This is a genomic window from Patiriisocius sp., assembly GCF_051252435.1.
In the GTDB taxonomy this organism is placed as follows: Bacteria; Bacteroidota; Bacteroidia; order Flavobacteriales; family Flavobacteriaceae; genus Patiriisocius.
Window position 1 is genome coordinate 56,138 of sequence record NZ_JBPOFW010000007.1, and the last position, 12,819, is coordinate 68,956.

The 12,819-nt window shown below is 37.1% G+C and carries 14 protein-coding genes; 6 read left to right on the forward strand and 8 right to left on the reverse strand.

The annotated features are described in order from the left end of the window. Position 1: 1 nt before the first annotated feature. From ACSHW7_RS13920 to ACSHW7_RS13940, 5 genes are all read left to right on the forward strand, one after another. The gene (locus ACSHW7_RS13920; RefSeq protein WP_435679976.1) at positions 2–430 is read left to right on the forward strand and encodes a RidA family protein; all 429 of its coding nucleotides are present in this window, start codon (positions 2–4) and stop codon (positions 428–430) included. A gap of 23 nt (positions 431–453) precedes the next feature. Further along, a complete protein-coding gene (locus ACSHW7_RS13925; protein ID WP_435679977.1) occupies positions 454–1,902 on the forward strand; it encodes an aldehyde dehydrogenase in 1,449 nt (482 codons plus the stop codon). A 140-nt stretch (positions 1,903–2,042) separates the two neighbouring features. Further along, entirely contained in the window at positions 2,043–2,828 is a 786-nt protein-coding gene (locus tag ACSHW7_RS13930) for an SDR family oxidoreductase (RefSeq protein ID WP_435679978.1), read from the forward strand. A 68-nt stretch (positions 2,829–2,896) separates the two neighbouring features. After that, positions 2,897–3,985: an amidohydrolase family protein gene (locus tag ACSHW7_RS13935; protein WP_435679979.1), complete on the forward strand. Its 1,089-nt coding sequence runs from the start codon at positions 2,897–2,899 to the stop codon at positions 3,983–3,985. 63 nt (positions 3,986–4,048) lie between these two features. Further along, positions 4,049–4,690: an O-methyltransferase gene (locus ACSHW7_RS13940; RefSeq protein ID WP_435679980.1), complete on the forward strand. Its 642-nt coding sequence runs from the start codon at positions 4,049–4,051 to the stop codon at positions 4,688–4,690. On the opposite strand, the gene ACSHW7_RS13945 is transcribed toward ACSHW7_RS13940, so the two are convergent. The 8 genes from ACSHW7_RS13945 to ACSHW7_RS13980 all read right to left on the reverse strand — a co-directional run bounded on the left by ACSHW7_RS13945 (position 4,691) and on the right by ACSHW7_RS13980 (position 11,942). Beyond that, complete coding sequence (locus ACSHW7_RS13945; protein ID WP_435679981.1) at positions 4,691–5,257, reverse strand: phosphatase PAP2 family protein; 567 nt, start codon at positions 5,255–5,257, stop codon at positions 4,691–4,693. After that, positions 5,257–5,544 carry a Sec-independent protein translocase subunit TatA/TatB gene (locus ACSHW7_RS13950; protein ID WP_435679982.1) on the reverse strand — a complete coding sequence of 96 codons (288 nt, stop codon included), beginning with the start codon at positions 5,542–5,544 and terminating at the stop codon, positions 5,257–5,259. Before ACSHW7_RS13950 ends, ACSHW7_RS13945 begins: the two co-directional genes overlap by 1 nt. Positions 5,545–5,756: 212 nt before the next feature. Further along, positions 5,757–8,054, reverse strand: coding sequence for a M1 family metallopeptidase (locus ACSHW7_RS13955; protein ID WP_435679983.1), 2,298 nt, complete (start codon positions 8,052–8,054; stop codon positions 5,757–5,759). A 64-nt stretch (positions 8,055–8,118) separates the two neighbouring features. Continuing rightward, entirely contained in the window at positions 8,119–8,622 is a 504-nt protein-coding gene (locus tag ACSHW7_RS13960) for a DUF6702 family protein (protein WP_435679984.1), read from the reverse strand. A gap of 101 nt (positions 8,623–8,723) precedes the next feature. Continuing rightward, entirely contained in the window at positions 8,724–9,449 is a 726-nt protein-coding gene (locus ACSHW7_RS13965) for a carboxypeptidase-like regulatory domain-containing protein (protein WP_435679985.1), read from the reverse strand. Between the two features lie 28 nt (positions 9,450–9,477). Then, entirely contained in the window at positions 9,478–10,296 is an 819-nt protein-coding gene (locus ACSHW7_RS13970; protein WP_435679986.1) for a carboxypeptidase-like regulatory domain-containing protein, read from the reverse strand. A 43-nt stretch (positions 10,297–10,339) separates the two neighbouring features. Beyond that, positions 10,340–11,077 carry a hypothetical protein gene (locus ACSHW7_RS13975; RefSeq protein ID WP_435679987.1) on the reverse strand — a complete coding sequence of 246 codons (738 nt, stop codon included), beginning with the start codon at positions 11,075–11,077 and terminating at the stop codon, positions 10,340–10,342. A 40-nt stretch (positions 11,078–11,117) separates the two neighbouring features. After that, on the reverse strand, positions 11,118–11,942 hold the full coding sequence (locus ACSHW7_RS13980) for a hypothetical protein (RefSeq protein ID WP_435679988.1): 825 nt from the start codon (positions 11,940–11,942) through the stop codon (positions 11,118–11,120). Positions 11,943–12,048: 106 nt separating this feature from the next. Between ACSHW7_RS13980 and pepE the strand changes: the two genes are divergently transcribed. Further along, the gene (gene pepE, locus ACSHW7_RS13985; protein WP_435679989.1) at positions 12,049–12,744 is read left to right on the forward strand and encodes a dipeptidase PepE; all 696 of its coding nucleotides are present in this window, start codon (positions 12,049–12,051) and stop codon (positions 12,742–12,744) included. Positions 12,745–12,819: the final 75 nt, after the last annotated feature.

Genomic DNA, 12,819 nt, shown 5'->3' on the forward strand with positions numbered 1-12,819 from the left:
CATGGCAACAAAAAGCAAATTAGTAGAAGGAAAAGCAACGCCACGTGGCGCATATCCTCACATTAAACGCGCAGGAGATTTTTTATTTGTGAGCGGGACAAGTTCGCGATTGGCAGATAACACAATCGCAGGCGCCAATAAAATTGATGAAATGGGAACTATTTTCCTTGACATCAAAGAGCAAACGAGAGCTGTGCTCAATAATATAAAAGACGTTTTAGCGACCGAAAACGCTACCATGGAAGATGTTGTTGATGTGAGTAGCTTTTTAGTAAATATGAACGACTTTGGTGGCTATAATGAAGTATATGGAGAATTCTTCAAAAAAGAAACAGGACCTGCGAGAACTACGGTAGCGGTACACCAATTGCCGCACCCACACTTGGTTATTGAAATCAAGGTTACGGCTTATAAACCTCTATCAGAATAGGCTTCTAAAATAGCACCTATCTTATGCAATACTTAAAAAACTACATTGACGGAGATTATATTGACCCAATAGAAAATGATTGGCTGGATAATTACAACCCCAGTAATGGTGAAGTATATTCAAAAATAGCAAAGTCAAAAAAAGCCGATGTTGAAAATGCATACAGAGCAGCTGCAAAAGCATTTCCCGAGTGGAGCAACACAACCATTGACGAGCGAAGTAAAATATTGATTAGAATTGCCGATTTAATAGAACAAAATTTAGACACATTAGCAGCAGCCGAATCAAAAGACAATGGCAAACCATTGAGCTTGGCAAAGGCAGTGGATATTCCGAGGGCTTCATCAAATTTTCGGTTTTTTGGGAATGCAATTACGCAGTTTGCAAGCGAAGCGCACGAGAGCGTGGGGATGAACACAATGAACTACACCTTGCGCCAACCCATAGGTGTTGTGGGATGTATTTCGCCATGGAACTTACCTTTGTATCTATTTACTTGGAAAATCGCTCCAGCCATCGCTGCAGGTAATTGTGTGGTAGCAAAACCCAGTGAAGTAACTCCATTGACGGCTTTTCTCTTAGGGGAAATTTTAACCCAAGCAGGCCTGCCAAAAGGTGTTTTAAACATCGTCCACGGCACAGGTCCAGAAACAGGTCAAGCCATCGTTGAGCATCCTCAAATTAAAGCCATTTCATTTACCGGAGGGACGGCGACAGGAGCGCATATCGCGAGAACGGCCGCGCCTATGTTTAAAAAACTATCTTTAGAACTGGGAGGAAAAAACCCCAATCTTATTTTTGCCGATTGCGATTATGATAAAATGCTTTCGGTAACGCTTAAATCTTCGTTTGCAAATCAAGGTCAAATTTGTCTCTGCGGAAGTAGAATTTATATCGAAGCGTCTATTTTTGAAAAATTCAAAAAGGATTTTGTGGCCAAAGTTTCAGAATTAAAAGTTGGAAACCCTAAAGATGCCAAAACAAATATTGGTGCTTTAGTTTCTAAATCCCATTTAGAAAAAGTGGAAAGCTATATTAAAATAGCACAAGAGGAAGGCGGTGTTATACTTTTCGGCGGAAATAGAGTAGAAGTAAAAAATCTAGAAAATGGCTATTATTTACAACCGACTATAATTGAAATAAAAGACAATAATTGCCGAGTGAACCAAGAAGAAATTTTTGGTCCCGTGGTGACACTCATGCCTTTTGAAACTGAAGCTGAAGCTTTAGCCATGGCAAACGATGTAAAATATGGGTTGTCTGCAACGCTGTGGACCAACAACCTCAATCGTACGATGCGATTATCAAAGAAGTTGGAAGCTGGAATCGTGTGGGTAAACACATGGCTCAATAGAGATTTAAGAACGCCCTTTGGTGGGGTTAAAGAAAGTGGAGTAGGTCGCGAAGGCGGATTTGAAGCATTGAAGTTTTTTACTGAGGCGAAGAATGTTTGTATAACCTACGAAAATTGAAAAATATTAGATCCCCTCGAGCACTATTTGAAAAATTAATTTTGCTTAATTTTATGAATACCGCGCAGAGCGCTCGAGAGGTCTTTTTAAATTCTTACTATTAAATTAGGTCTCGACTGCGCTCGACCGGAAAAGCAAATATGAAACTAGATTTAAAAGGTAAAAATGCGTTAGTCTGCGGAAGTAGCGCAGGAATAGGTAAAGCAACAGCACATGAATTAGCAAATTTGGGAGCTTCAATTACCCTTGTAGCTCGTAACGAGGATAAGTTAAATACGGTGCTAGAATCACTATCTACAGACAATGGACAAACGCACGATTACTTGGTTGCAGATTTTAGTGATTTTAAAACATTGAAAGAAACTTTAGCAAAAGCTACCGCAAATAAAGACTTTCATATTTTATTGAACAACACAGGAGGACCCAAAGCAGGCCCTATTTTTTCTGCGGAAATTTCTGAATTTGAAGCGGCATTTACACAACATTTAAAATGCAATCACATACTTGCACAAGCCGTGATTCCAGGAATGAAAAAAGCTGGTTATGGTCGCATTATAAATGTTATTTCGACATCTGTGAAGCAACCTATTGAAGGGCTTGGGGTGAGCAATACCATTCGTGGTGCGGTTGCAAATTGGAGTAAAACATTAGCTACTGAAATGGGACCGTTCGGAATTACAGTAAACAATGTATTACCGGGAGCCACTGCAACAGAACGTCTTGATGCGATTTTACACAATGTAGCGAAAAAAATAGACGGCACTTTTGATGAGGCAAACAAGATGATGCAAAATGTAGTACCAGCAAAACGCTTTGCTGAACCCGAAGAGATTGCTTATGCGATTGCATTTTTGGCAAGTCCTTCGGCGAGTTATATCAATGGAATTAATCTTCCCGTTGACGGCGGAAGAACTAAAAGTCTTTAAAAGAATCCAAGCGTTTTGAACCACGACTAAAAAAGAATTGTAACTTTATCGTATCAACATAACCACCAATGGAACATAGAAAACTCAGAATTAACGGTCACTCTCACCTTCTTCCCTACCCTGAAGAAATCCCCCAATTCATGAAAGACAAGGGGATTTTCTGGGTCGATAAGGATCGTAAATTTATGTTGCAAAAAGATTGGAGTCGTCCTGTGACAGATTCCAGTTTTTTCTTGGATGAAAAGTTGGCTTGGATGGAACGCTATAAGATTGATCACGCCGTGGTACTCAATCTTTCTCAGCTCTACGGAAATGGGCTGCGCGTAGAAGAGATGAAACAAGCATTACGATTTCAGAATGATTTTAATGCAAAAGTACAGCGCGAAAATCCATCCAAATTTACCACTGGTTTCGTAGTGCATCCTGGATTTGTGCGCGGTGCCATGTGGGAAATTGAACGTTGTGTTGAAGAACTGGGAATGCAGCTTCTTTGTCTGCCAACGCACTATATGGATACCATTGGGACTTGGCGTTGCATTTTTGACGAAGAAAATGAACCTATCTTTGAAATGGCAAGTAAATACAATTTGGCTGTTGAAATTCATCCATACGATGGGGAAAAATTTATAAAATTAGAAAACACCTCTTGGCGTTTTCATTTAATATGGATGCTTGCACAATGCGCGGATGCATACCACTTTTTGACTTTAAATGGCTACGCAGATAAATATCCAAACATGCGGACTTGTTTTGCGCATGGTGGACAATTAGCACAGATGAATTTAGGTCGCAGAATTCAAGGATTTGATGGACGTCCAGATTTATTTGAAGGTAAAACCCACCCGAGAAAAGCCGTAGGACATAAAAACATATTCTTTGACACCTTGGTTCACGATACCGGCGGACTCGAATTATTAGTAAAAAACCAAGGAACGAAACAAATTGTAATGGGACTTGATGACCCGTACCCCTTGGGAGAAATGGAGAGCGAAAAACAATCGTCGTATCCAGGTAAAATTCTTGACCTTGCCAAAAAACGTGATATTCTAAACGAAACACAATGTGATGCTATTTGGGAAGACAACGTGATACAGTGGTTGTGTGGTGATGACGAAGTGGCTAAAGAAAAATTGGTGAATAGGATTTTAGGTAAATAAAAATCTTTAAACAATAACGGTAAAAAATCATTTCTCATAGCTCATAGCCCATTAACTAAAAAAGTGCACTTCCTCCCAGAAAATATAGACGAATACGCGGTAAACCATTCGCAACCCGAACCTGAGTTATTGGAAGATTTAACTCGTGAAACTTGGCGTAAAGTGCTCGCTCCAAGAATGTCCAGCGGGCACTATCAAGGACGGTTTTTGAGTATGATTTCTAAACTTATCAATCCCAAATGTATTTTAGAAATTGGCACATACACCGGCTACTCCGCATTGTGTTTGGCTGAGGGAATGCAACAAAAAGGAATATTGCATACCATTGATATTAACGAAGAGTTACACGATTTACAACGTAAATATTTTGATAAATCTGGCTTCGGAAATCAAATCTTTCAATATACGGGGAATGCTTTAAATATTATTTCTGAAATAGATTGCACATTTGACCTCGTATTTATCGACGCAGATAAAATTAACTACCCAAAATACTTGGATCTAATATTTCCGAAGCTACAAAAAGGCTCAGTTATTTTGAGTGACAATGTATTGTGGAGTGGTAAAGTGGTGGAACCTCTCAACGAAAAAGACGAAGACACAAAAGCCATTTTAGCCTACAACAAATTGCTCAATGAACACCCAAAACTTGAAACCGTGTTATTGCCTATAAGAGATGGGTTGACGATTAGTCGAGTGAAATAATCACTCTTTATTTACAAACTTTTCTATTGTTTTTTGGCACGTCCAATAGCCAAAAAATGCTATTGAAGTCCCCACAGCGGCACCAACAAAAATATCACTTGGGTAGTGAACGCCCACATAAATACGACTCATTACAAAAATAAGAGGCCACAGATATGCAAGATAAATCCACTTGTTAAATTGTTTTAAAGCCAGCACAACAAATGTTACTATTGAAAAACTGGTGGAGGCATGCCCAGAAAAAAAACTGTAATTAGTAGGCTTTTGTAAAATACGAATGAGCTCACTCAGTGCCTCTACGTTATTGGGGCGTAATCTTGCAATGTAATTTTTGGTCAAATCTGTTAGTCCCAACGTCAAAAAAAAAGTTGCCAATAAAAAGAGGATAGTAATGGCTCCTTTTTTGGGTTTTAGATAATATAGAATAATACCAAAGAAAAAAATATACAGTGCTGTCCAATTTTCGATTTGAGTGGCAAAAATCCAAAAGCCATCATGGTCTTCTATACCCAAGCTGTTGAGCCAAACAAATAAATCTCTATCCCAATCTTTTAAGGTTTGTAGCATTAAAACTTACGCTTTACTGAACCTCCAAATTCTTCAATGTCATCTTTAACGGCATCAATTTCTTTGCGCACGTCTTTAGTGATATCCAAATCCAATCCTTGCTTTTCTGCAGTTTTTGTGATTTCGCTTTTAATATCGTTTGTGGCGTCTTTGATTTGGCGCATTCCTTTACCGAGACCGCGCGCGATTTCAGGAATTTTATCTGCACCAAAAATGAGGAGTACTAAAAATAGAATGAATGCTATTTCTGCCCCGCTGATAAATAATAAATGTGGTTGCATTGCCATGGTACAAAGGTATTGAATTTATGATTTACAAGTATGAAATATTAATTCTGAATTTAGAAATTTGGATTTTATATTAAATGTTTAATATTCCATTTTACTAGGTATTTATTTGCTGTAGGTTTCGACTGCGCTCATTCGGACAATTAGTTCAATCAAAAAACCCGCTGCAATGGCAACGGGCTTTGGTGTTATATATTTCCGAAGAAAACATACTAGTTCTTTTGCTCGTTCTTAAAATTATCGAACTCTCCTAATTTTTTACGCTTTGGCCATGCATTATTAGTAGTGTCAATATCAGCAGTTTCTTCGTCTGGATCTACCATTATTTTTTTTATTTCCATTTCTGAAGGAACTGTAATGCTTACCTCAGCGTCATTCTTTCTCCAAATTTGGGCTGGATAGGTTTCTCTTTTTGTAGTGCCGTCACTGTATGTAAATTCAACGATAATAGGCATTGGAATTCCACCTGGTTTTTCAAAAGTAACATCGTAAAAATATTTAGGCTGTCTTAAGTTTGCGCGTTGTGCTGGGGTTAAATTATCCATGATATATGATTGGAGAGTAGTCACATCGTTCAATGTTGCAGATTTCATACTTTCATCGTAGTCATCACTTCCTTCTTTTACCAAATATACCAATGGTGGCAAATCGCTTTCACTCATTCCACGAGCTTCCATCATTTCTTTTACCTCTTTTGTCATTTTTGATGTTACATAAAATGTTTCAACATTTTTTACACCAATGTCTGTATAATCTGTAGTGTAAAACCATGCTCTCCAAAACCAATCTAAGTCAACCGCAGAAGCGTCTTCCATCGTTCTAAAGAAATCTTCTGGGGTTGGGTGCTTGAACATCCATCTTTGTGAATACGTTTTAAACGCATAGTCAAATAACTCTCTACCCATAATCGTTTCTCTCAAAATATTCAATCCCGTTGCTGGTTTTGAATAGGCGTTTGCTCCAAAATTATATGTGTTAAGTCCTTTTGTCATAATTGGCGCTATAAAATCTTGATCACCTGCCATGTAGCTTACAATATTTTTAGCTGGACCACGACGCGATGGATATGCTTTGTTTGGTGCAATTGCTTCTGGGTACCATTCGCCAAAATCCTGCTCGGCGACATATTGTACAAACGTATTTAAACCTTCGTCCATCCAAGTCCATTGGCGTTCGTCACTATTTACAATCATTGGGAAGTAGTTATGACCAACTTCGTGAATAATCACACTCATCATTCCGTATTTAGTTCTTTCGCTATACGTTCCATCTTTTTCTGGACGTCCGTAATTCCAACAAATCATAGGGTATTCCATTCCTTGTTGTTTTGCGTGAACAGAAATCGCTTTGTGGTACGGATAGTCAAAACTCATTCTTGAATATGACTTTAATGTACTCGCAACCACTTTAGTTGAATAATCTTCCCATAACGGATTTCCCTCTGGAGGATATACTGAAACTGCCATTACATCTCTATCGCCCATTTTTACAGCCATCATATCCCATATATATCTTCTAGAGGTTGCAAACCCATAATCACGTACGTTTTCAGCTTTAAATTTCCACGTTTTTGTGTCTTTGCTAAATCCTTTTGATGCAGCTTCGGCTTCTTCTTGCGTTACGATAATTACTGGCTTGTCGTAAGACTTTTTAGCGCGTTCGTAACGGTTCATCATTTCTTTTGAAAAAATATCTTTTCTGTTTGTCAATACGCCCGTTGCATCCATTGTGTGATCTGCAGGCACAGTGATGTTAACTTCAAAATCACCAAAGGGTAACGCAAACTCATCACGACCCCAAAATTGACTATTCTGCCATCCTTCAACATCATTATAAACAGCCATACGTGGGTAAAACTGAGCAATCACGTATCCTTTGTTACCATCATCAAAAACTTCATATCCACTTCTTGCTCTATCAATAGTATGGTCTACAATGTTATACCACCATTTTATATTAAATGAGTATTCATCGCCCGGTTGCATTGCCTCAGGAATATCAATACGCATCATCGTACGATTTACTGTGTACTTTAAATTATTTCCTTTTGTATCCTTCACATAGTCTATTTTGAAACCACCATCAAATTTTTCACCCATGTAACTATTAACAAAGCTACTCGCCTGTTGTGCAGGAACAGCACCGCTAGGTTCTATCAATGGAGATTTAGAATCTTTTGCACGAACGTTTTGATCTAATTGTACCCATAGATATTCTAAAACATCTGGCGAGTTATTCGTATAGGTAATTGTTTCAGTACCGTAAATTCTTGAGGTCTCATCATCTAGGCGGATGTCCATTTTATAATCTGCCTGTTGCTGATAATAATTAGGTCCTGGAGCACCATTTGCTGAACGATATTGGTTGGGCGTAGAAAACTCAGTATAGAGTTGCTTAAACCTGTTCTCGTTGGTATGACCTGGTTTGCGTTCTGTTTTTTCCTCTTGTGCGTGCATCATTCCAACGGATGTTAATAACATCAAGAATGATAATAATTTAACTGCTTTCATTGATAAAAAGGGGTTTATTAATATTTCGTTAAAAATAGGGGTTTATATCAGGTAGTTTCTGCGATTATTCAAAATTTAACAATCCTTTAGGATTTTCTTTTTCAAGGACGAGGCTTCGTCTCGATTTTGATGTTTTTAAATGAATAATATTTTGCTGGCTTTCAAATTTATCCATTAAAATAGTATTTTCAATTTCGATGGATTCCAGCGTAGGAATACCTGTCACTTCAATATAAGCCTTCACTTGGTCGATGTCATATTTATGACCAATAAATTTATACGTTACGGGCTTTGCGTTTACAAGAACAGTGAGCCTATCCAATACATATTTTTTAAACAATTCCACGTCGGCCTCAGTCTCTTTTGGAGAGTCTAAATGGACCGCTCTTCCATACCGCTCTGAAAGTGCATCTTCAAGGTCATCAGTAAAAATCTGAGTGATAATCTGCAGCGACTGTTTTTCTTTTATATATTCAATTTTAGTGATGCTTACGTAAAATTTATGCGCAGTAAAAGATGTAAATAAAGCGAAGCTACAAACGAAAATTAGGATTTTTAAAAATTTCATAATTAAAATAAGACTTTAGTTGTCTCGATTTTGGCAATGGTACAAAAATTATTCCTTTCTACATTTTAAGACTTCGGAAATTTAAAGATTAAAGAATATTGCTATTCCATTATCAATCCTTCTAAATATTCTGGGGCTTTTTTCTGAAATATATCCAAAACAAGTTCGTAGTTCTCATTTTTAAATTCGTTTTCGAGAGTTGTAGTTTCAACGCAAAACAACACAAAATCGAAGGCGCGATTTTCAGGAATCTTAAAAGCATCTTCTAGCAAACCTGGCATATATCCATGTAAAATATTTGCTACGGCAGCATCTTGTGATTGCCATTTCCGAAGTAATTTTAAATTTTTATAATACCCCGAAAGGTATTTATATAATGCTTCTATATTTACACTCGTGGGAGTAATTACACCGCCCATGACGGGAACAATTTTTTCTTCTGGTTTTCCTTTAAAACCGGGTATTCCTACGTCGTCAAAATTAAATAGATCTTCAGTTTTTACGTTTTTAATGTCTTTCGCCAAATCACCCGTTAACCTGTGGCCTATATAGACTTCGTCGAGCTCATTTAAAATGGGAACGAGCGTGACATCTATATTTTTATAATTATAATTTTCGTCGGTAATCACCGCCCTACGCGTGTAATAGTTAACTGCCGAAAAAACAAGGGTGTCATTTTTAAACGCTTCTATTTCAAAGTTTCCGTTCTGGTCTGTAGTGGTGTTGAACCTCGATGTTGTATTGTACACTTGGACAGCTTCAACGTCAGTTTCGTTGAGTAACTTTCCTTTAATAATTACTTGTTGGGCATACACAAAATTTCCCATCAAGAGAAACAGGAAAAAAATATTTCTATTAGGGAATATTAGCGAGATATTCCTCGCTTTTTTCAACCAAATAATTAAGTAATAGTAATTCATTTTCAGGCTCTAAATATGATGTTTCAAAATCACTCTCGTGAACAAAATAAACAAAATCTGCAACGCGTTCCGCAGGTATTTTATAATGGGCTGTAATAAATTCATTAGTAAATTTTTCGCTCAATTTATTGTAAGTTTCCACATATTCTTTTTGTGACTCATTTTGCAAGGCAGGAGCTATAGGATTACCAAAAATTAACCTTGTTAGTAAATTAACTCCACCAATTAAATTTGCTCCTTCCCTATATTGACCACTGTAGTATGCGTATTTAGCAGCATTTCCTGATACTTCTGTTGTTGCGTCTGTATCAAAGTCATATTTAAACTCTAGTGTTTCATAAGACAAGTCAAAATCTCTAAAATTGGTTGTTTTTATTTTATCAACGTCGATGGTTAAATCTCCCGAAAGATTATATGTTTTTATGAATACTTCTTCCAGTTCATTGATCAATGGATTCAATGTGATAGAAAAATGTTTTTCATCGATGATGCTCTGTTGCACAATTAATGTAAATGTTACATATTGAAGACATGTTACCTGCAATCTATCATTTACAGCCATATCTAATCTAAAAACACCGTCACTATCTGTAATCACACCTTCGTGAGATGAAACATTATAAATATGCACACCTTCAATTTTATCATCCTCGGGCGCAACGATGGTCCCCTTTATAGTCTTTCGCTCCACTGTTTGTGCAAGTGCAGAGGTGCTAATAACAATAGCTATTAATAATAAACATGCCTTTTTCATAATTGATTTTTTTGGTTATGAAAAGATACGAGTTTATTGACAGCTATTTACTTTTATTTTTTTCTTTGTAATGATCGCTCTTCTCCTTTACAAATTGAAGCAGTAATAATTCGTTTTTAGGGTCAAAATAATCTAGGGGAATACCTTGATCTTGAAGATAAAAAATGAAATCAGCAATATATTCTTCAGGAATACTATAATTTTCTATCAAAAATTCATTTGTAAATCTGTTTCTAATTTCTTTAGCGATAAACTCCTTTTCTCTTAATAATTGCTCTGCCGTCTTATTTTTTTCGGGTTTCCCAAAAAGAAGATACTTGATCAATTTAGCTCCTCCAATTAGGTCTAATCCGTTTTGAGTTTGCCCGTTGTAGTAAGCATTATCTGCCGCCGTTCCACTAATACCGACATCTGAATTGAAATTAGATGTGTATTGAAACATTAATTCCTCATAAGACAAATCAACATCCTTGGCAAGGTCATCTGTATTGATCACGGTTTTATTCTTACTAAGATCTACTTCATCCAGCTCGTTCAAAATAAGCTCGAGTGTGACTTCCATCGTTCTGCTTGTGTAGTTGTTTCGAGAAACGGTATACCTAAAGGTGTAATAATTTACTGCGGAAAATTTTAAAACATCAAACTTATCGGCTTCGATTTCAAAAGCACCATTTGCATCTGTAAAAGCACTGGAGCCCGAAGTTTCATTCGTGATTTCTATGCCTTCTACGTCCACTGTATTTGTTAATTGACCTTTGATTAGCTCTTGTTGTGCCAACATAGAAAATGTTGCGAAAAGGCAACTAAAAAACAGACTGTATTTATTCTTCAATTTCTTTGAGGTATTTTTTACTTTGGGTGGTTAAATAATCTAAAAGCACCAATTCATTTTCGGGTTTTAAATACGTGGGCGGAATGCCACTTTCTTGTACATAATACACAAAATCATTTGCTAATTCTGAAGGAATTTTATAATGGTCCTTCAAAAACTGATTGGTAAATCGGCCTCTAATTCCGTTAGCTATTAGATCACTTTCTTTTTGTTCTTGTGCTGGAGATTTCTTCTTTTTAGATTTTCCGAAGATAAGATTTTTTAAAAGTCCCAAGCCTCCCAATAAATTACCACCATATTGTTGCTGGCCATTATGCAGGGCGTTTTCAGCGACATTACCTTGGATAGCTGTGACTCCATCTGGCGCAAATTCGTAGCCAAATTCCAGATTTTCATAGGACAAATCCCAGCCTGCGTTGGGATTGAAAGTATCTATTTTACCCACATCGACGGAAATATTACCAGAGAGGTCGTAAGGCCTAATAATGACCTCCTTGAGTTCATTGACCATGGGATTTAAATAAATACGCACCTGTCTATTTTTGATTATTCCTTCATCAACAATTACTTTGAAACCAACGTATTGCAAGGAGGTTACTTCCAATCTTTCATTGATTGCCATTTCCAATTCAAATTCACCGTTGGCATCTGTAATCGTTCCTTTTTGAGACGAAATATTATATACATGAATTCCCTCAACCATATCACCAACGGGGGCGGTAATATATCCCTTTACAAGAACACGCTCTGCATTTTGCGCCATGCACAATGCTGGCACTAACAGCAAGTAAAATAATATGGTAGTCAGTTTCATTAGTTTTATACTTTGTATAAAGTTCGGGAATCTATTTACAGCAATCTGTTTGATTTTGTTAAAATTTCAGCATAGATTTCTACATTTACACTTAATCTAAATACGAATGAAAAATTTAATCGTTGCAAGTACCTCTACCATTTATGGTGGCACCTATCTAGAATATCTTGAACAAACACTTATCCATCATTTTAACGATGCCGATGAAATTGTGTTTATCCCATTCGCAAGGCCAAGTGGAATTTCGCATGATACATACACCAAAAAAGCCGAAATATTTTTTCAAAAACTAGAAAAAAAACTCATTGGGCTTCATACGTTTAAAAACCCCATCGAAGCCATAAAAAACGCAAAAGGTATTTTCACGGGCGGAGGCAATACATTTCTATTAGTCAAACAAATGCACGACCTCAAATTAATGGCTCCTTTGCGTAATGTTTTATTGAACGGTACCCCATATTTGGGTACAAGCGCTGGCAGTAATCTCTGCGGAATTACCATGCAAAACACAAACGATATGCCCATTGTGTACCCACCGTCATTTAAAACGTTGGGCGTTATTCCGTTTAACATAAACGCGCATTATCTAGATGCCTCACCTACAAAACACATGGGTGAAACTCGCGAAACTCGCATTAAAGAATACCACACTCAGAATACCGTCCCCGTTGTGGGACTTCGGGAAGGAAGTTGGCTGGAGGTGAAAGGCGAAACTATTGAATTAAAAGGGAATTTGACAGCTAGAATTTTTGAGCAGGGAAAAGAGGCTCGAGAAATTTCAGGAATGGTAGATTTTAATTGAAACCTGTTCGATTACAGCATATATAAGGGTCAAATTTTTAATGAGTTAGACCTACCAGCGAAGCTGGCCTAAAAG

Bases quoted from the DNA above. Each gene is read 5' to 3' on its own strand.
- ACSHW7_RS13935 (WP_435679979.1), top strand. From the start codon at position 2,897: ATGGAACATAGAAAACTCAGAATTAACGGTCACTCTCACCTTCTTCCC.
- ACSHW7_RS13965 (WP_435679985.1), bottom strand. From the start codon at position 9,449: ATGGGAAATTTTGTGTATGCCCAACAAGTAATTATTAAAGGAAAGTTA.
- ACSHW7_RS13930 (WP_435679978.1), top strand. From the start codon at position 2,043: ATGAAACTAGATTTAAAAGGTAAAAATGCGTTAGTCTGCGGAAGTAGC.
- ACSHW7_RS13980 (WP_435679988.1), bottom strand. From the start codon at position 11,942: ATGAAACTGACTACCATATTATTTTACTTGCTGTTAGTGCCAGCATTG.
- ACSHW7_RS13970 (WP_435679986.1), bottom strand. From the start codon at position 10,296: ATGAAAAAGGCATGTTTATTATTAATAGCTATTGTTATTAGCACCTCT.
- ACSHW7_RS13960 (WP_435679984.1), bottom strand. From the start codon at position 8,622: ATGAAATTTTTAAAAATCCTAATTTTCGTTTGTAGCTTCGCTTTATTT.
- ACSHW7_RS13955 (WP_435679983.1), bottom strand. From the start codon at position 8,054: ATGAAAGCAGTTAAATTATTATCATTCTTGATGTTATTAACATCCGTT.
- pepE (WP_435679989.1), top strand. From the start codon at position 12,049: ATGAAAAATTTAATCGTTGCAAGTACCTCTACCATTTATGGTGGCACC.
- ACSHW7_RS13925 (WP_435679977.1), top strand. From the start codon at position 454: ATGCAATACTTAAAAAACTACATTGACGGAGATTATATTGACCCAATA.
- ACSHW7_RS13975 (WP_435679987.1), bottom strand. From the start codon at position 11,077: ATGTTGGCACAACAAGAGCTAATCAAAGGTCAATTAACAAATACAGTG.
- ACSHW7_RS13920 (WP_435679976.1), top strand. From the start codon at position 2: ATGGCAACAAAAAGCAAATTAGTAGAAGGAAAAGCAACGCCACGTGGC.
- ACSHW7_RS13950 (WP_435679982.1), bottom strand. From the start codon at position 5,544: ATGGCAATGCAACCACATTTATTATTTATCAGCGGGGCAGAAATAGCA.
- ACSHW7_RS13945 (WP_435679981.1), bottom strand. From the start codon at position 5,257: ATGCTACAAACCTTAAAAGATTGGGATAGAGATTTATTTGTTTGGCTC.